The 18,221-nt window shown below is 51.2% G+C and carries 18 protein-coding genes and 1 pseudogene; 4 read left to right on the top strand and 15 right to left on the bottom strand.

From position 1 onward, the window contains the following. Positions 1-86 precede the first annotated feature (86 nt). Entirely contained in the window at positions 87-1,091 is a 1,005-nt protein-coding gene (locus EST62_RS04860) for an acetyl-CoA carboxylase carboxyltransferase subunit alpha (protein WP_129050980.1), read from the top strand. A 155-nt stretch (positions 1,092-1,246) separates the two neighbouring features. Here the strand turns inward: EST62_RS04860 and EST62_RS04865 are convergent, their stop codons facing one another. From EST62_RS04865 to EST62_RS04875, 3 genes are all read right to left on the bottom strand, one after another. After that, entirely contained in the window at positions 1,247-2,275 is a 1,029-nt protein-coding gene (locus tag EST62_RS04865; RefSeq protein WP_129050981.1) for a 2-oxoacid:ferredoxin oxidoreductase subunit beta, read from the bottom strand. Between the two features lie 3 nt (positions 2,276-2,278). Beyond that, the gene (locus EST62_RS04870; protein ID WP_129050982.1) at positions 2,279-4,162 is read right to left on the bottom strand and encodes a 2-oxoacid:acceptor oxidoreductase subunit alpha; all 1,884 of its coding nucleotides are present in this window, start codon (positions 4,160-4,162) and stop codon (positions 2,279-2,281) included. Between the two features lie 211 nt (positions 4,163-4,373). After that, the gene (locus tag EST62_RS04875) at positions 4,374-4,637 is read right to left on the bottom strand and encodes a hypothetical protein (RefSeq protein ID WP_129050983.1); all 264 of its coding nucleotides are present in this window, start codon (positions 4,635-4,637) and stop codon (positions 4,374-4,376) included. A 353-nt stretch (positions 4,638-4,990) separates the two neighbouring features. On the opposite strand from EST62_RS04875, the gene alaS reads away from it, so the two are divergent. The 3 genes from alaS to EST62_RS04890 are packed head-to-tail and all read left to right on the top strand — an operon-like array spanning position 4,991 to position 8,495. After that, positions 4,991-7,648, top strand: a complete 2,658-nt coding sequence (gene alaS / locus EST62_RS04880) for an alanine--tRNA ligase (protein WP_129050984.1) — start codon at positions 4,991-4,993, stop codon at positions 7,646-7,648. 25 nt (positions 7,649-7,673) lie between these two features. Next, the gene (locus tag EST62_RS13425) at positions 7,674-8,168 is read left to right on the top strand and encodes a ferredoxin family protein (protein ID WP_167599187.1); all 495 of its coding nucleotides are present in this window, start codon (positions 7,674-7,676) and stop codon (positions 8,166-8,168) included. A gap of 39 nt (positions 8,169-8,207) precedes the next feature. Then, positions 8,208-8,495, top strand: coding sequence for a ferredoxin family protein (locus EST62_RS04890; protein WP_129050985.1), 288 nt, complete (start codon positions 8,208-8,210; stop codon positions 8,493-8,495). 287 nt (positions 8,496-8,782) lie between these two features. On the opposite strand, the pseudogene EST62_RS13750 reads toward EST62_RS04890, so the two are convergent. The 12 genes and pseudogenes from EST62_RS13750 to EST62_RS04950 form a co-directional block, all read right to left on the bottom strand. Further along, positions 8,783-8,914 (bottom strand): annotated as a pseudogene (locus EST62_RS13750) (hypothetical protein); the annotation flags it as partial. 91 nt (positions 8,915-9,005) lie between these two features. Continuing rightward, the gene (locus EST62_RS04900) at positions 9,006-9,707 is read right to left on the bottom strand and encodes an exosortase C-terminal domain/associated protein EpsI (protein WP_129050986.1); all 702 of its coding nucleotides are present in this window, start codon (positions 9,705-9,707) and stop codon (positions 9,006-9,008) included. A 3-nt stretch (positions 9,708-9,710) separates the two neighbouring features. Then, complete coding sequence (locus EST62_RS04905) at positions 9,711-10,556, bottom strand: exosortase/archaeosortase family protein (protein ID WP_129050987.1); 846 nt, start codon at positions 10,554-10,556, stop codon at positions 9,711-9,713. Between the two features lie 127 nt (positions 10,557-10,683). After that, a complete protein-coding gene (locus EST62_RS04910; RefSeq protein ID WP_129050988.1) occupies positions 10,684-11,844 on the bottom strand; it encodes a DegT/DnrJ/EryC1/StrS aminotransferase family protein in 1,161 nt (386 codons plus the stop codon). A 62-nt stretch (positions 11,845-11,906) separates the two neighbouring features. Further along, entirely contained in the window at positions 11,907-12,455 is a 549-nt protein-coding gene (locus tag EST62_RS04915) for an acyltransferase (protein WP_245153468.1), read from the bottom strand. Positions 12,456-12,508: 53 nt separating this feature from the next. Then, positions 12,509-13,231 carry an SDR family NAD(P)-dependent oxidoreductase gene (locus EST62_RS04920; protein WP_129050989.1) on the bottom strand — a complete coding sequence of 241 codons (723 nt, stop codon included), beginning with the start codon at positions 13,229-13,231 and terminating at the stop codon, positions 12,509-12,511. Continuing rightward, positions 13,228-14,556 (bottom strand): AMP-binding protein, encoded by a 1,329-nt coding sequence (locus EST62_RS04925; RefSeq protein WP_129050990.1) that lies wholly within the window; start codon positions 14,554-14,556, stop codon positions 13,228-13,230. The genes EST62_RS04920 and EST62_RS04925 overlap by 4 nt, the downstream gene beginning before the upstream one ends. After that, the gene (locus EST62_RS04930; RefSeq protein ID WP_371414677.1) at positions 14,553-14,762 is read right to left on the bottom strand and encodes an acyl carrier protein; all 210 of its coding nucleotides are present in this window, start codon (positions 14,760-14,762) and stop codon (positions 14,553-14,555) included. Before EST62_RS04930 ends, EST62_RS04925 begins: the two co-directional genes overlap by 4 nt. Positions 14,763-14,797: 35 nt before the next feature. Next, the gene (locus tag EST62_RS04935) at positions 14,798-15,352 is read right to left on the bottom strand and encodes a sugar transferase (protein WP_371414676.1); all 555 of its coding nucleotides are present in this window, start codon (positions 15,350-15,352) and stop codon (positions 14,798-14,800) included. Between the two features lie 55 nt (positions 15,353-15,407). Beyond that, positions 15,408-16,622 carry a glycosyltransferase family 4 protein gene (locus EST62_RS04940; RefSeq protein WP_129050993.1) on the bottom strand — a complete coding sequence of 405 codons (1,215 nt, stop codon included), beginning with the start codon at positions 16,620-16,622 and terminating at the stop codon, positions 15,408-15,410. Positions 16,623-16,649: 27 nt separating this feature from the next. Beyond that, positions 16,650-17,210, bottom strand: coding sequence for a sugar transferase (locus tag EST62_RS04945; RefSeq protein WP_129050994.1), 561 nt, complete (start codon positions 17,208-17,210; stop codon positions 16,650-16,652). A gap of 37 nt (positions 17,211-17,247) precedes the next feature. After that, positions 17,248-18,204 (bottom strand): SDR family oxidoreductase, encoded by a 957-nt coding sequence (locus EST62_RS04950; protein WP_129050995.1) that lies wholly within the window; start codon positions 18,202-18,204, stop codon positions 17,248-17,250. Positions 18,205-18,221: the final 17 nt, after the last annotated feature.

An 18,221-nucleotide genomic window follows, 5' to 3' on the forward strand; every position in this document is an offset into this window, starting at 1 on the left:
GTTCTTACGATTCCATCGAACGATTTTTCAAGGTCCATCATTCGCATGCGCAGTGATGGACTTTTTTTTAAGGAGCAAGCATTACTATGGCGGCCAAAGTAGTTCTCGATTTTGAAAAACCCCTCTATGAGCTCGAAGAGAAGCTCAATGAAATGAGGGTTTACCTGAAAAGCGGCGAGGTCGATTCCATGTCGGAAGGCCGCGCGGGTCTGAAACGCGAGATTGAAGCGCTTGAAGCCAGGGTCGAATCGCTTCGCAAAACGATCTACAAGAACCTCACGCGCTGGCAAAAGGTACAACTGGCCCGGCATCCGGAGCGTCCCTATACGCTCGATTACATCTACATGATGCTGAAAGATTTCGTCGAGCTGTCGGGCGACCGGAATTATGGCGACGACAAGGCGATCATCGGCGGTTTTGCCCGGCTCGAGGATGAAGCCACCGGATTTTCGCAAAGCGTCATGGTGATCGGTCATCAGAAGGGGCGCGACACGCGGTCGAATCTCTACCGAAACTTCGGCATGGCCCAGCCCGAGGGCTACCGCAAGGCGCTTCGCCTCATGAAGCTCGCGGAAAAATTCCGCAAGCCGGTCATCACGCTGATCGATACGCCGGGCGCATTTCCCGGCATCGAGGCCGAGGAGCGCGGACAGGCCGAGGCCATCGCAAGGAACCTCTATGAAATGGCCAGCCTGAAAGTGCCGGTCATCTGCGTCGTCATCGGCGAGGGGGCGAGCGGCGGCGCTATCGGCATCGGCGTGGGCGACCGCATTCTCATGGCCGAAAACGCCTGGTACTCGGTCATTTCGCCGGAAAGCTGCTCCTCGATTCTCTGGAGGAGCTGGAACTTCAAGGAGCAGGCCGCCGAAGCGCTCAAGCTCACGGCGGATGATCTGCTCGCCCAAGGCATCATCGACCGCATCGTGACCGAACCGCTCGGCGGCGCGCACCAGAAGCCAGAAGCAATGGCCGCGACCCTCAAGTCGATTCTCGTCGAAGAGTTGCAGGGCTTGCTGCAAAAAGATTCAGCTACCCTGGTCGATGAGCGCATCGCGAAATTCTCCTCGATGGGAGTGTGGGAAGAGAGTTGATAATTTTCCACCACGAAAGCAAAAAAAGCAGTCCCAACAGGTCGGGACTGCTTTTTTTATGCCATTGCTTGTCGTCGTCCGCTGCTGGCCCGACGACTGCCCACCAACAAAAAAACCGGCTAAAAGCCGGTTTTTTTGTTGGAATCTCGCGAGAATCAGTTGATCGTCCAGGTGCTGGGACCGGCGAGCAGCTCTTCGAGCGTGCCTTCGCCTTTTTCCTGCGCCTTGTCGATCTGGGCGTCCAGCGCCTGTTCGTAGGTGAAGCGATCTTCCACATAGAAGATGCCGAACGGCCTCGGGAGGAAAGCCTCGGTGGTGTTGGGATCGTCAAAGAAGCGTGAGAGAATGTTGGCCTTGATGAGATCGTTTTCGTCGTGAATCCAGAGATCTTCTTTTGAAACGCCCGATTTTTCGAGGTCGATGACCGTCGGCTTGAAACCGTCGAGGCGGATGCCCTTCGAGCCGTTCGCGCCAAAGACCAGCGGCTGGCCCTGTTCGAGGAAAAGGGTCGTGTCCGCTTTCCGCTCCTTGTCGGTGAATGGGCCAAAAGCGCCGTCGTTAAAGATCGGGCAGTTCTGGTAAATTTCGACGATCGAGGTGCCTTTGTGAGCGTGGGCGCGCTTGAAAATCTCCTTCATCATCTTGCCGTCGCGATCCATGACGCGCGCCACGAAGGTGCCGCCAGCGCCGAGGGTCAGGGCGATGGTGTTGATCGGGTGATCGACCACGCCGCTCGGCGAGGTGACAGTTCTCAGACCGACCTTCGAGGTGGGCGAGTACTGCCCCTTGGTCAGGCCGTAAATCTCGTTGTTGAACAGTACGACGTTCAGGTCGAGATTGCGGCGAACGGTATGAATGTAGTGGTTGCCACCGATGGAGAGGGCGTCGCCGTCGCCGGTGCCGACCCAGACGCTGAGGTCGGGGCGGGCCGCCTTCAGGCCGGAGGCCATCGCCATGGCGCGGCCATGGATACCGTGCACGCCGTAGGTGTTGATGTAGTACGGCAGCCTCGACGAGCAGCCGATGCCCGAAACCACGACCACCTCTTCGGTTTTCAGGCACAGGTCGGCCATCGCGGCCTTGAGCTGTTGCAGAACGCTGAAGTCACCGCAACCGGGACACCATTTCGGCTCCTGGTTCGAGGTAAAATCCTTGGCGGTCAGACAGGTATGTGTATCGGTCATGATTCAGAGCTCCTTTAAGATATCGGTGATTTTTGCTTCGATTTCCATCTCGTTGAACGGCAGGCCCTGAACCTTGCTGAAGCCGACCGGTTCGATGAGGAACTTGTCCCGGATCATGCTGAGCAGTTGCCCGCAGTTGTTTTCGGGAATCAGCACTTTTTTGTAGTTGCCGAGCATCGCGCCGAGATTTTTCGGGAACGGGTTGATATAGCGGAGATGCGCGTGGGCGACGTCCAGACCGCCTTCGCGAGCCTGCTCGACGGCTTTCTTGATGGCGCCATAGGTCGAACCCCAGCCGAGAACGAGCAGATCGCCTTTTTCCGGGCCGTTGTCGAGAGTGAGATCAGGAATGATATCAGCAACATTGGCGACCTTTTCGGCGCGCAACCGGGTCATGAGCGCATGGTTTTCCGGATCGTGGGAGACATTGCCGGTCTCATGCTGCTTTTCGAGACCGCCGATGCGGTGTTCGAGACCGGGAGTGCCGGGAATACCCCACGGTCTGACGCAGCGTTCGTCGCGCTTGTACGGCAGATACGGCGGATCGTCGGCTTTGCGCTCCGGCGAGAAGACGGGAGTGATCGAGGCCAGCTCGTCGGGCGACGGCACCAGCATGGGCTCGGAGCTGAGGGCGAGGTAGCCGTCGGTGAGGCAAAGCACCGGAGTCATGTACTCGACGGCGATCTTCGCCGCTTCGTAGGCGGCATAGAAGCAGTCAACCGGCGACATGGCCGCGATGACCGGCATCGGCGCTTCGCCGTGGCGTCCGTACATGGCCATGAGCAGATCGGACTGCTCCGGCTTGGTCGGCAGACCGGTTGACGGGCCGCCGCGCATCACGTTGATGATCACGAGAGGAATTTCGAGGATAACCGCCAGGCCCATCCCTTCGGTTTTGAGCGCCAGGCCGGGGCCGGAGGTGTTGGTGGCCGCAAGCGCGCCGCCATAAGCCGCGCCGATGCTGGTCAGTACGCCGGCAATTTCGTCTTCGGCCTGGAAGGTCTTGACGCCCCACTTCTTCAGCCCGGCCAGGGTCTGGAGAATTTCTGAGGCCGGGGTGATCGGATAGGAGCCGAGGAAGAGCTTCAGTCCAGCCTTTTTGGCGGCAGCCGCCAGGCCGATAGCCGAGGCTTCGTTGCCGGTAACGCGGCGATAAACGCCCCCTTTTTTCTGTGCCGGAGCGACGCAGAAGCGACCATGCTGCGAGAACATCTCGGTTTCATCGCCGAAGTTGTAGCCAGCCTTGACGGCTTTGATATTGGCGTCGGCAATATCCTGCTTGTTCTTGAACTTCGATTGCAGGGTTTCGATCGTGGTTTCGAGCGGCAGGCTGTAGAGCCAGTAGAGCACGCCGAGCACAAACATGTTTTTGCAACGGTCGATGATCTTGATGCTCAGGCCAGTATCAGCAAGAGCCTTGCGGGTAAGGCTGATCACCGGAATCTTGAATACAGTATAGTCATTCAGTGTGCCGTCCTCAAGCGGATTGTTCGCTTCGCCGTAACCGGAAAGATTCAGGTTCTTGGCATCGAACCCTTCGCTGTCGGCGATGATGATGCCGCCGTGGTGCAGATTGTTCAGGTTCGCCTTCAGCGCGGCGGCGTTCATGGCGATCATGACATCGAACTTCGCGCCCGGAGTATAGACGCCGGTCGTTCCGAACTGCAACTGAAAGCCCGATACGCCCGCCACAGTACCTGCAGGAGGTCTGATTTCCGAAGGAAAGTTCGGAAAAGTGTTCAGGTCCGAGCCGTAAACGGCCACCGTGTTGGCGAACTGTGTGCCGGTAAGCTGCATGCCGTCACCGGAGTCGCCGGCAAAAAGCACTGACACGCTGGTTTTAGAAATTACCATGTCATTTTTATTTAGGATTGCGGTGTCACTCATGGGTATTCCCTCTTCCTTTTTTCAGAAAAAAGTTCTGGGCGACAAAAAAACCCCCGCAAATGACCTGGTCATTGCAAGAGCTGATGTCGTGGTTGTATGGAGAAATTCTCTCAACGGCGGGTTCGGGCAGACAATACTTGACCCGAGGCAAATTTTTGCCGATCTAAAAAATATACGGCATTACGGCTGTCGATGCAAGAGTAACTGAGGGTTATTCCGTTTTTTTCTTCTCGACCATCATATTGTTTTCTTTCAGCCAGGCCTGCCACTCCTCCTCCTCCCTGACCGGGCACTGGTTGCTCAAATCGCAGATGTCGCAGCGCATCAGGCCGTAAATCTGATCCATCCAGCAACCATTCGTGCTTTTTTTCACCTCATTGACGTAATTCGGATTGGCCATGGTTTTCCTGACGCCAATATCCATCAGGTCGAGGATGTCTTTCCTCTTTTTCGAATGTTCGATTCCCCAGCTCATGATGCCTCTTGCGCTTTAGGGTTGAAGAATATAAGACTTATAGGTCTTATGGGACTTATAAGTCTTATAGGGTAAGACTTACGATGAAATGCACCGTTCTATTCGCCTTTGATTAAAACGATTAATATAGTGTCTTTTTTGTTAACACCACTGTTTGCACCCTGAATGCGGACGTTTCCGGCGAAAATTGCGCTTCACAAAATCCGTTGGCATCGGGGCTGAAAAACCTTAAATTTCGGGCCGAAAACCGCTGCGGCTGGCTCTGTTTGCCGCGCATCGCAGCTCAACCCACAAGGGGTGTCGCCGGATTGCCATTCATGTGCTTTCCCGACGCCCGCAAGCTACAGATACCAATGAATTCACGAGAGATACGGCAGTCGTTCCTCGATTTTTTTGAGGGCAAGGAGCACCGGATCGTGCGTTCCGCGCCGGTCATTCCGGCCGAAGACCCCACCCTGTTGTTCACCAACGCGGGTATGAACCAGTTCAAGGACGTGTTTCTCGGCAAGGGCAAGCGCGAGTACAACCGCGCCGCCGACACCCAGAAGTGCATCCGCGCCTCCGGCAAGCACAACGACCTCGAAGATGTGGGGCGCGACACCTACCACCACACCTTTTTCGAGATGCTCGGCAACTGGTCGTTCGGCGATTATTATAAAAAGGAGGCGATTGGCTGGGCGTGGGAGCTGATGACCGGTGTCTGGAAGCTGCCGAAAGAGCGCCTCTACGCGACGGTCTATCAGGACGACGACGAGAGCCTGGAACTCTGGAAAACAGAGACCGACATCGATCCGTCGCACATCCTGAAGTTCGGCAACAAGGACAACTTCTGGGAGATGGGCGAAACCGGCCCGTGCGGCCCCTGCTCCGAAATTCACATCGATCTGACCCCCGACGGCTCAGGCGGCCCGCTCGTCAACGTCGGCGACCACCGGGTGATCGAGTTGTGGAACCTCGTCTTCATCCAGTATGACCGCCAGGCCGACGGCACCCTCCAGCCGCTGCCGCAGAAGCATGTCGATACCGGCATGGGCTTCGAGCGCGTGGCGGCGGTGTTGCAGGGCAAGGCCTCAAACTACGACAGCGACGTGTTCACCCCGCTCTTCGAGAAGATCACCGAGCTGACCGGCGTCAGCTACACCGCCTCGCTCGACAGCGCGACCGACATCGCCATGCGCGTGATCGCCGACCACTGCCGCACGCTCACCTTCGCGCTCTCCGACGGCGCGATGCCGGGCAACGAGGGGCGCGGCTACGTGCTGCGACGCATCCTGCGCCGCGCAGTGCGCTACGCAGGCACGCTCGGCTGCCACGAACCGATCATGTATAAAATGGTCGAGGTACTGGCGAGCGCGATGGGCGAGGTCTTCCCGGAGCTGGACAAGCAGCGGGCGACGGTCGAGAAGATCATCTGCGCCGAAGAGGAGAGCTTCCTGGTCACGCTCGGTCGCGGCACCGAAATCTTCAACGAGGTGGTTGCCGGAATGAAAATCTCCGGCAGTACGACCATCTCCGGCGAGGACGCTTTCAAGCTGTACGACACCTTCGGCTTCCCGCTCGACCTGACCCGACTTATGGCCGCCGAAGTCGGCCTCGGCATCGACGAGGAGGGTTTCGAGCACTGCATGACCGAACAGAAAACCCGCGCCCGCATGGACCGCAAAGGCAAGATGCAGGTGCAGGATGACGGCGGCGAGTGGCAGTGGTTCGCGCCGGAAACGCCGACCACGTTCGTCGGCTACGACACGCTCGAAACCGGTGCGACACTCTCCGCCGTCAGGACGAATGGCGACAAGCTTCTGGTCGTGCTCGACCGCACGCCCTTCTACGCCGAAAGCGGCGGCCAGGTGGGCGACCACGGCACGCTCGAAACCGCCGGATACCGGCTCGACGTCACCGATACGCGCAAGGATGGCGAGCAGATCGTCCACGTCGTCACCTCGGCTCGCGACAAGGTGCGCGACTGCGCCGTCACGCCAGCCGACCTCAACTTCGAGGAAGCCGTCACCGTGGAGGCCGCCGTTGACCGCGACCGCAGAGTCGCCACCGAGCGCAACCACACGGCGACGCACCTCTTGCACGCCGCCTTGCGCAAGGTGCTCGGCGAGCACGTGCAGCAGAAGGGCTCGCTGGTGACGCCGGAGCGGCTGCGCTTCGACTTCAGCCACTTCTCAAAGGTCAGCGCCGACGAACTCGAACAGGTCGAGCACGAGGTCAACGCAGAGATTCGCAAGGCGGCGGGCGTCACCAAACACGCCGACGTGCCCTACGAAGAGGCGCTTTCGCTCGGCGCTCTGGCCTTCTTTGGCGACAAATACGCCGACCGCGTCCGCGTGGTCGATGTGCCGGGCATCTCCATCGAGCTGTGCGGCGGCACCCACGTGGGCAACATCGGCCAGATCGGCATGGTCAAAGTCGTCAGCGAATCGTCGGTCGCCGCCGGTATCCGCCGCATCGAAGCCGTCACCGGCGAGGCCGCCGAAGCGCTGCTCTGGCAGGAGTACCGGAACCTTCAGGAGATCAAACAGCTTTTGAAGCTCAAGGCGGACGAAAAAGCCGAACCAAAAATCCGTGAACTGCTCGAAGAAAAAAAGTCACTCGACAAGCAGCTTCAGGAGAGCCGCCTCGCCGGATTGCTCGACCGCCTGTCGGCCTCGCTCGTCGGAGGCGAGGAGATTGCCGGATGCCGCGTCATGACCGAGTGGCTCGACGGCGTCGGCCCGGACGAGCTGCGCCAAGCGGCTGTGGCGCTGCGCGAGAAGGCGCCCTGCGCGGTGGGGCTGCTGTGCAGCGTGGCCGACGGCAAGGTGTCGCTGGTCGCCTTCGCTTCGGACGAAGCGGTCAAATCGCTGAAGCTCAACGCGGGCAAGTTGGTCAAAGAGGCGGCGGCCTGCGTTCAAGGCGGTGGTGGCGGAAAGCCTGAACTGGCGACCGCAGGCGGCAAGGAGCCTGCCGGAATCGACAAGGCCATCGAAACCTTCGTGGCGTCGGTCAGGGCCGTATTACCGTGATGAACTGCTTGAAAATGAATGCTTTATGTTGATTCTCGACTGTTTTTTCGGACGATGTGAAAAGCCCTCGTGCGATGGTTGTGGCTTGGTGCCCGTCCGCAATCTGCGGCGCGCGCTCAAATCGCGTTCAATGAGCAAGAGCGAAGAGTCGTGCGTCGATCCGGACGAGTCATGGAAAAAAGCGGTGGACGCGACGCTTGCCGGAAAATCACCGGCAGCCAGCAAGGCATCGGCAAAGCGCAAAAAGCGCCTGCTCGCGCCGCGCGAAGAGATTCCGTGGTACCCGATCATCAAGCCGGAGCTTTGCAACGGCTGCGGCGACTGCAAGGTGCTCTGCAAACCCGGCGTCTTCGAGCTTGGCGAACCCGACCCGACTGGCATTCATCGCCCGAAACTCATCGTCGCCCACCCCATGAATTGCCTCGTCCTCTGCGACCGCTGCGTGCCCATCTGCACCTCGGGCGCAATCGTGCTTCCGAAAAAGGAAGATTTCGAGAAATACGTAGAGTATCTGGATTAATTGGTAGTGGATAATGAATAATTAATAATGGGGATTGGTATGAGGAAACGGCTGCTTGCTCCGAGGGAAGAGATTCCCTGGTATCCCGCCATCGATGCGGAACTTTGCAACGGTTGCGAAGCTTGCGCCGAGTTCTGCCGCCCTGGCGTATTTTCGCCCGGCCAACCGGAGCCGGATTCGCCGGTAGTCCGCCGTCCGAAAATGGAGGTGGCAAACCCCTACAACTGCCTCGTCCTCTGCACCCGCTGTGAGCCGGTCTGCCCCTCCGGCGCAATCACCCTGCCCGATCCAGGAGAATTCGAGCGCTTCGTGGAGTACGTGGCGTAGTACAGCAAAGACAATTATCAACTATCCATTGTCAATTAGACTTGCAAGGCATCCCGGAGCACATGCTTTTTTTGGAGCACAAATATGGTCGGACAAACTGACACGCACCTCGAACCGATTTCACAAGGCTTTGGTCAACATGGAGATCATCGGGCGAAGCTCGCGCTCCGATTGTTAGGAAAAAAATACTTCCGCTATTTTCTCCATTCCTCGCTTCAAATAAAAAAACCCCGCCGGAAAGACGGGGTTTTAATTCATAGCCATCCAAACAATTCTAACTGAAATCTTTACTTCCACTCAATCTTCGCGGGCGGTTTTGAAGAAATATCGCAGGCGATGCGGTTAATGATTCGGTTCGAGACTTTTGAGAATGAGTCGTGTGGGATGTGGACCCAGTCGGCGGTCACGATCTGAGCAGATATTGCCTCAGGCACTCTGACGACAGGAAAGTCTCTGAGACAAAATGCGGAGGGGCATCCAATCGCCAGCGTTCTGACTAACCGGATTATATTATAACCCTGTTAGCAATTTAATATCTTTATTTGAGAGCGTCTCTAAATATTCTCTTATATAAAGCACCGGAACTGCTGATGACTTCTCAGATTCATATTTTCTTGCTGATACTCGCACCATTATATTATCAGGTATTTTAACAAAAATATGCTTAACAACCTCTTTTATTCGTAGTATTCTTTGGGATAATCGCTGATCGTCTAATCCAGTATTCTCTATATTCTTCATTAATTTGCCACCCGTAATTCTCCAATAATAAACATCTTCATTCTGTCCATCGAATTGAGTCGCCATAAAATTTGTAACACTTAAAACACTTGATTTTATTGGAATCTTGATATTTTGCTGACCTGTTATAGAAAAGCCTTGTGATGAATAGCACAACTGTTGCATATGTCCCGCTTTCTGAAGTCCGTTGCGACTCCAAGTCATAACTATTGTCACCTCTTGTCCATCAGCATTCCGGTAAGTTCTTCCAACTACTTTATCATACTCTGATTTGGCATCTTTTATCCATGCCGGACTAGCAACACTACTTCTGACAGAATACCAATTATCGGGATGTATATCAATCAGTCTCTCGATATCTGGAGGATGAGCGCTATAAATATTTTTTTGTTTTTGAGCAACCATAACTATTGAGCTGCCCATAAGCAAACAAAACAAAAGAGACAGTATATATTTATTCCTAAAAATCATTACTTATTTTATTTTATCATCAATAACAAACATGGCTTTATCAATGACCGCGAGCAGCACTAAAGCAATTATGAATACCATTATTCCAGTCGCGTCATGGTAGATGCCTTGAGCATATCTATTCCCAAAATACCAAGTCATCAGCACCAGAATCATTACTCTCACTAAATTTGTTAATATGGCTATGGGAATCACCAGCAGAATTAACACTCCGATATGCCAATATTTTCTCTGCACCCCCTCTCTCAGATATAAAACAGATAACGCAAATAATGAAAATATAGAATTCATCCCGGAACAAGCATGAGCGACCTCGGCCGAATAAGGCCCAAAATATAATGACACTCCATTTGAAGTAACCGGAAACAATACGGCACTGATTATACTTGCTGTTACTGATGCCAATCCTTTGGCCAGCTCTGAAGACAGCAATTCAGGCGCAACTCTACCAAGTACAACAAACACTGTCCCCGCCAAACCTATAAACAGTGCAGACCTGATATAATCTTTTGGTGCAAAACCCATAACAAATCCAGACGTCATTAAAAAAAGGCCCCATATTTCAAAATATATAAATGGATACAATTGCCCGGATATATATATAATCAACCCAAAAATCAAGGTAGCCAAACCATATAACGGATACCCTGCCTTGCCATCTTGAACAATTGAAACAAGAACAGCTTTTCTTTCAATCCAGCAAACGACAAGAACTGTCGCAAAAAGCAATGGTTGGTCGGAATTCGAAAATGATGTTTTTAAAATCACATACTGATAAACAGAATGAAAATACATATACACCAATATCGCCCACGGAAACAATGCGGGCGTTATCTTAAACTTACTCATATTTACATCAATAACTATCCATTGATAAAATCTTTATTACAACTGAATTATCCGACTGAGAAAATGCAACACCCGGCAACGGTATTCTAAAACATGAAACCGTGTAAAGCTTCATCTGAATTTCACCTTAAAGCACTTCTTGTATCACCTCGCAGGTCTTTTCAATATCTTCAATTCTGAGAGTTGGATGTACCAAAAACATCAAACTTGTTTCCCCAAGCTCTTTGGCTATCGGGAGCCTCTTCTTCGGCTTCCAATCGATACATTCAAACGCCTTTTCAAGATATATCTCTGAACATGAGCCTGAATAACAAGGTACGCCACACGCATTGATTTCAGCCATTATACGATCGCGATTCCAGCCTTCCGGCAACGCTGAAAACTCTAAAAAAACATAACACAGATATCCTGCATGCTCCGCCCAATCAGGTATATCCGGAACACGCAACCAGTATTTCTGCTTTGCTGCTTTCCATATCATGGCGGCATACTCACGACGCGTTTTGCTCCATTCAGGCATCCTTTTTAACTGTATCCTGCCAATAGCCGCCTGCATTTCAAGCATTCGATAATTAGAGCCAAATGATTCATGCAACCATCGAAACTCGGGAGGATGTTTTTTTTTATACACTGCATCCCACGACTTCCCATGATCTTTATATGCCCAAATTGCTGCCCAAAGCTCATGATCGCTTGTTGTCACCATACCACCCTCTCCACCGGTAGTCATGATCTTGTCCTGGCAAAACGACCAAGCGCCAATGTGACCTATTGAGCCAACTGATTGCCCCTTGTATTTTGCTCCGTGGGCTTGTGCACAATCCTCTATAACAAACAATCCGTGTGCATCCGCTATATCCATAATCGGGTCCATATCACATGGCATGCCTGCAAGATGTACGCAGATAACCGCTTTCGTCCGTGGTGAAAGTACCTTCGCAATAGTATCAGCAGTAATATTCTGTGTATTTCGATCTACATCTGCAAAAACCGGCACCGCCCCCATAGCAACAATGCACGATGCCGACGCAATAAACGTTCGGGGAGTCACAACAACTTCATCGCCAGCTCCAATACCAAGAACCTTCAATGCAACTTCAAGCGCCAACGTTCCATTTGCAAGAGCTATAGCATACTTGCTACCCACCCACGAAGCAAACTCTTTCTCAAACTCGCGACACTCCTGCCCTGTCCAGTAATTAACTTTGTTCGATAAGAGTACTCGACTCACTGCATCAGCCTCTTCTTGTGTATATGATGGCCAAGGTGGAAAAAAAGTATTAAGCATAGATTTTCATAACACAAGGATAACACATATAATTTATACTACTCATTTTAAAACTTACCCCTTTATTCTTCTAATAAGAACGTCTCATATTCGAGCATTTTCTTTGATCGCGCCTTGAGTCTTTTAGCTGGAGTTCCTAAATATATCCCCCATGCATCAAGCGACATGGTAACCAGTGAAAGCGCACCGACTGCCGACCCCAAACCTATCGTCACGCCAGGCAGCACTACACTACCAGAACCAATGAGCACATGCCGCTCTAAATTAACTGGCGATATAGCAATATTTTTGTATATATCAGGAACTGTTGTATTCGTTAAAGAATATCCTGTATAATCATCTGAAACAGAATAGATCCTTACACCTTGTGACAAACCACAGAAATCTGCAAGCTTTATCCCCCCAGCGCAATTCAAATGACATGCGCCGCCAATATGGACATGATTCCCAATATCGAGATACCCTTTATTGGCCGCAATAAATACATTTTCATCTATCTGAACATTGCATCCGATTGAAATATTTTCAAGCCCAACAATGGTGCAGCTTTTAGCAATCTTTACATTCTTTCCTATAGACCTGAACCCCATATTTACAAGCTCTTCACTCACAAAAAAGCCCCTGTAAAACGGGTTATATGCTTGTTCCAACATATTTTTTCATTTCATGCAGTAGCTCCATAATCAACAGTAATCGTCGTACCTGTCACGTGCTCTGCGTTGTCACTCAAGAGATAGCTCACAGCATGAGCGGCATCTTCAACCGAAGTTAACTGCCCGGAAGGCGAGCGCCGCCTGATCGATTCGAGCTTTTCATCTTGAAGCTTTGAGGTCATGTCGGTCTCCATAAAACCGGGTGCCAAGGTATTAACAGTTATATTCGCTTTTCCGACCTCACGGGCAAGCGATTTTGTAAAACCGGCAACAGCAGCTTTCGTGGCGCCATAAACAGAGAGGCCATTGAAGCCTGTTGAGGCAACAATCGAAGAGATATTGATAATCCGCCCACACCTGTTCAGAAGCATCCCGCGCAAAAGATATTTGGTCAAGAACACCGGAGCTTCGATGTTGATTTTAATCAACCGGGCTATATCCTTTTCATGCAACGTCGCAAGAACGCCATCGGTGCCGATGGCCGCATTGTTAACCAACCCCCAAGGCCGTCCATGCCGTTTCACGATTTCAACGGCAAACGAGTGAATACCCGCGCAATCGGAGAAATCATATCGCTCAAACGCAATCCGCTCACCATACTGCTCAAGTAACGAATCGAGCTGCGCGGTCATGGTGCGTCCGACAGCAACAACCTTGTACCCGTCGGCAAGACATTGACGCGCGATGGCAAGACCCAATCCGCGCGTTGCGCCGGTAACGACAACGACTTTCATCTCTGCACCCTTTCGCGTTTTCCTGCCGCGCTCTCTTTGAGTTCATCCATAAAGGAGATGACGCCGGGAATTTGCCACTCCTCCAGATGAGCCTTGCAATAGCTCATGATCTCTTTGCGCAACACCACCGCATCGACGCCGGAGCGAGCGATGATTTCCGCCGCGACGAGCTGGCCCGTGATACAATTTTTCTTGCCAGACACCCGGACATCAAGCACTCCATCGACACGCCGGAGATGCTGCTCGACCAATTCCGGAATGACCTTGTTGCCTCCGACATTGATCGTCCCAGAGGCTCGTCCTGAAAATAACACCCGATCACCCTCAACCCGCACCATATCCTCCGTGTCGAGATAACCCTCGACATCGAGACGACGTGCTATTTCCAGCCCATCGGGCAATCTGGGCGGCTTGATGAACAGATGCCCGTCATCGCCGATACGCAAAGGTATCGGAAAGTTTTCACCCTGAAGCCAGGCAGCGGGAAAACCGACACGTCGATCATGGACGGAAAAGACCGTCCCCGCCTCCGTTGAAGCGTAAATATGTGCAATTCTCGCCGTCGGAAAAGAACGGCACAACGCATCCAGAATCTGCTGATCGGCTATTTCTCCACCAAGCGTTATCTGCCGTAACGGGCAGGCCATGACTCGCTTGTCCATCAGCATTTTTCGCCACAACGATGGCGTAGCCGACAAGGCGTTAACACCATGCCGAACCAGTGCTTCGAGTTGCGAATCGAACTCACGAGAATCGGAAGCGATGAGCAGGGAACCCGAAAGCAGCGCCTGCAGAACCACCTGCAAACCGGCAAAACGAGATGGATCGTACAGTAATCCCCAGATGAAATCCGCCCCTTTTACGCTATCCCGCTTCACCGAACGGGTGATCGACGCGAGGGTGTGGGCGATCAGTTTTGGCGTTCCAGTCGTGCCGGAAGTCGCCAGCAACCATTGCGTTGCCGCGACGTCTGGCGACGCGTCGCCATTCCGAGCGTCCTGCAAAGCGCAAACGCCCTCGGCATTCATGAAATGAGTGCACCCTGCGGCGACGAGCAATTGGTCAATCGTGGCCTCATCCAAAGAGGCCGGAAGAAGCAGCATCGCCTCAACCTTGCCATCGAACGCGACAAGCGCCGTCAGCAACGCCCAGGCGGGCAAGCCTTTGAGAGCGATACGGCTCTTCGCCGTAACCATAAATCCCCGGCGAAGCGCTGCGGCCTCTTCGAGAAGTCTATCGACAGAAAGTACTGTGGATGGAGTTGCCAAAACCGCATGATCGCCGGAAAAGCTTCCGACAATCTCGGGCAAGGTCTCTAAATTCATGAAGCATAGCGTTCATAAATGGCCACGAATTCTCTTAATGTCTTTGGATAAACCGGTTCATCCATCATGGAGAAAGGATCATATTGCAACTCTTCCTCAAGTCGGGCCACGAGAATGGCGAAACCTAACGAATCCAGACCGCTCTCAAGCAGAACTGTATCATCGGTATAATCACTGATAATTGTCCATCCATACTCAGTAGCCATCTCCTGAATGATGGTAATGATTTTTTCTTTCATGGTCATTTTATAGTACCCGGCCCCTGAAAAAAAGGCATAGTCTCTGTACTGTTATGATTGATACCTTTACGCATTACAACATTCTTCATCGTTCTAACCAGTATCTTTATATCAAGCCATATCGACCGATTATCGACATACCAAACATCATATCTGAACTTTTCATTCCAACTTATGGCATTGCGGCCGTTAATCTGAGCCCAGCCGGTTATCCCCGGCTTTACCTCATGGCGACGGCTCTGTTCAGGTGAATACCGAGGAAGATATTCCATCAAAAGAGGACGCGGCCCGACAAGACTCATATCACCCTTGAGCACATTTATCAACTCTGGTAGCTCGTCAAGGCTCGTAGTGCGCAGAAACTTGCCAAAAGAGCTCAGTCGTTCGCGATCTGGCAAGAGGTTTCCAGCAACATCCCGCGCATTAGTCATTGTCCTGAACTTGTAGATTGTAAATGCTTTCCCGTGCAGTCCGGGTCTCATCTGCGAAAACATAACTGGACTTCCATGCAATATACGAACAAGCAGCGCAAGAATGAGTAATATCGGTAGAATCATAATAATCCCGGGTATAGTCAGCAAAAGATCAAATGCTCGTTTAAGCATAGTAATCTCATCTTGCTATTTTCTTAAAAATAGCAGCATACTTCTCAACCCCGACTCTCAATGATAAATGAGACTGATAATATTTTTTACCTCGTGCGCCCATAGCGTTCCGTTCAGAAGAACTCATCGAACAGAGTTTTATAGCTGCCTCTGCAATCGATTCCGGATTCTCAGGTTCAGCAGTAATGCCGCAACCGGCATCTTTCACAAGCTGAGCAGCATCACCCTCTACAGCAATTAGCAATGGTTTACCTGCTGCCATATATGCCTGAGTTTTTGATGGTATTGTTGCAGAAAACAATGTATCTTTTTTGAGATGAGCCAGAAGAGCATCCGCCTTACAGAGCAAAGCTCCCATATCTGTCATTGGTACTGCTTGAAAAAAAAGCACATTATGCAGATTTTTCTCTTTAACAATTTTTTTCAGGTTATTGACCTCAACGCCACCACCGATAAACACAAAGCAGATATTAGTAGCCTTTGTCTGAACAATCTCTGCCGCTGCAAGCACTGTATCAAGTGCTTGGGCCTTTCCCATATTACCAGCAAAAACAATAGTAAACCTGTCTGAACCGGGAAATTCATTTGGTGCGATACCACGCGGATTACTCATCGCTGCTTGATCGCACCAGTTGTAAATAACATCTATCTTTCGGGCTGGAACACCGCGATCGATAAGCAACTGCTTAAACCCCGGAGAAAGTACTACAATATGATCGACTGAACGATAAACCATTTTACATATTCTGCCAACGATATCCAGCACATAGCAATTAGAGACCATACCCGTTGCTCGCAAAGAATCTGGCCACATGTCCTGAATATCATAGACAACAAGAACTCTCTTGAACAGACGAATGAAAGAAGCCGCTATGCCAACAGTGAGAGGCGGATGATAAGCATAAATAACATCAGGCCGCTTAACCATAAAAAAACCATAAAGAAGGGCAGAAACCGAAAAACTGACATAATTCAGCATTCGCTCTAAAGCGTTCTGATTATGGCTTGGATAAAGGGGAAGACGAGTGACCTTAACGCCATCAATAACTTCTCGCTGGATCCATTCTATTTTGTAACCGGGATACAGCTTGCCTCCGGGATAATTCGGAAAGCCTGTAACCACTTCGACATCAAAACCCTGCCCGACCAGTTCTTTTGCGAAAATCACTCCCTTTATTGCAGGTTCAGGATCAAACCACTGGGTGAGTATTAATATCTGCACAAAAGCAAAGACAATTTTTTACATAAATCAATGCGTAACACCTTCACATTTCGCTGCTTTGAAAATTGTTTGAAATATGATTTTCATATCGAAAATAAATGACCGGTTCTTCAGATAGTATTCATCATACTCCACTTTCACAGGAATCGGCAGCTCATCCCGTCCATTAATTTGTGCTGGACCTGAAAGACCTGGGGTAAGCACATGTACGCCTTTCTCTGTACGTAATGCAATGAGATCACCCTGATTAAACAGTGCCGGACGAGGACCGACGATACTCATATCTCCTTTAAGAATACTCCATAGCTGAGGCAACTCATCTATACTTGTTTTTCTTAAGAACTTGCCTATAGGAGTAAGATATCTGTCAGGATCCGGCAGGAGATGAGTCGCAACCGCAGGAGTTTCAACCAGCATGGTACGAAACTTAGGCATCCTGAAATTCTTATTGTTCTTTCCTACACGATCTGACCAGTAGAGTACAGGCCCCTTCGACGTCAGCTTTATGAATAATGCCGCCGTCAGCATTGGTATCCCCAATAAAAACAGAGCCAGTAGTGACATGGTAACATCAAAAAATCGCTTCATTTATAGATCTATCAAGAAAAAATGTTTGATAAATGAATTACTTTTTTTGCGACACATTAATAGCATCAGCCGTTTTTTGTAATGCCTCATCTACAGTCACAACAGGCTTCCAGCCAAGAATATCACGAGTTTTCGAGCTATCAACCTGCAATGATCCAAAAAGACGTTGCGCAACGGCACCCTGGCCAAGCAGCTTTGCAATAATAGTCATCAACTCAACCGGTACAGGAATCAGTCGAGCAGGCTTACCAAGAGCTTGTCCCATACGTTGCAACAGTTGAGTCGTTGACATATCTTCACCATCCGATACCAAAAACGTCTGATTTGCAGCTTTCGGATGATCAATGCAGGTTACAATCAAATCAACCAGATTGTCAAGTGCAACCAGACTGCGCTGATTGTAAACAGAACCCAAAGGCAGAGGTATTCCCCGAGCAAGCCAATTCATCATAGATGCAAAATTCGCTTTTACCCCGGGTCCATACACCAACGGCGGACGAATAATCACCACCTCCATACCGGTTTCTGCCGACAGTACAGCCAACTCTTTTTCAGCCTCATATTTGCTAATGCCATATGAATCCTGTGGCTCGGGTTTTTCAATAGCAGAAAATGGTTTGCCAAAAAGCGTAAACTCGCCATTAACCTTGATCGAACTTATAAACACAAAACGTCGAACACCAGCCAAAGCCGCCTGTCGCGCAAAATTCATAGTGCCATCGACATTCACACGTCGAAACTCTGCCAACGGATCCTCCGCTTCATCGCGCAACACATGCACCCGAGCAGCAAGATGAACAATACAATCAACTCCATTCAAAGCATCAGTCCAATCAATCTCAGGATTTAGATCGCCAACTTGAACCACATCAACACCATTTGGGAACTGATACATAGTTTTGCGTACCGCAGCCCGTACAGAGTATTTATCTTGCAACAGGCGATCAATCAAGGCTGAACCAACAAATCCTGTTGCGCCTGTAAGAAGAATCATGTATCTCTCAGAAAGAA

Source organism: Chlorobaculum sp. 24CR (assembly GCF_004118635.1).
GTDB lineage: Bacteria > Bacteroidota > Chlorobiia > Chlorobiales > Chlorobiaceae > Chlorobaculum.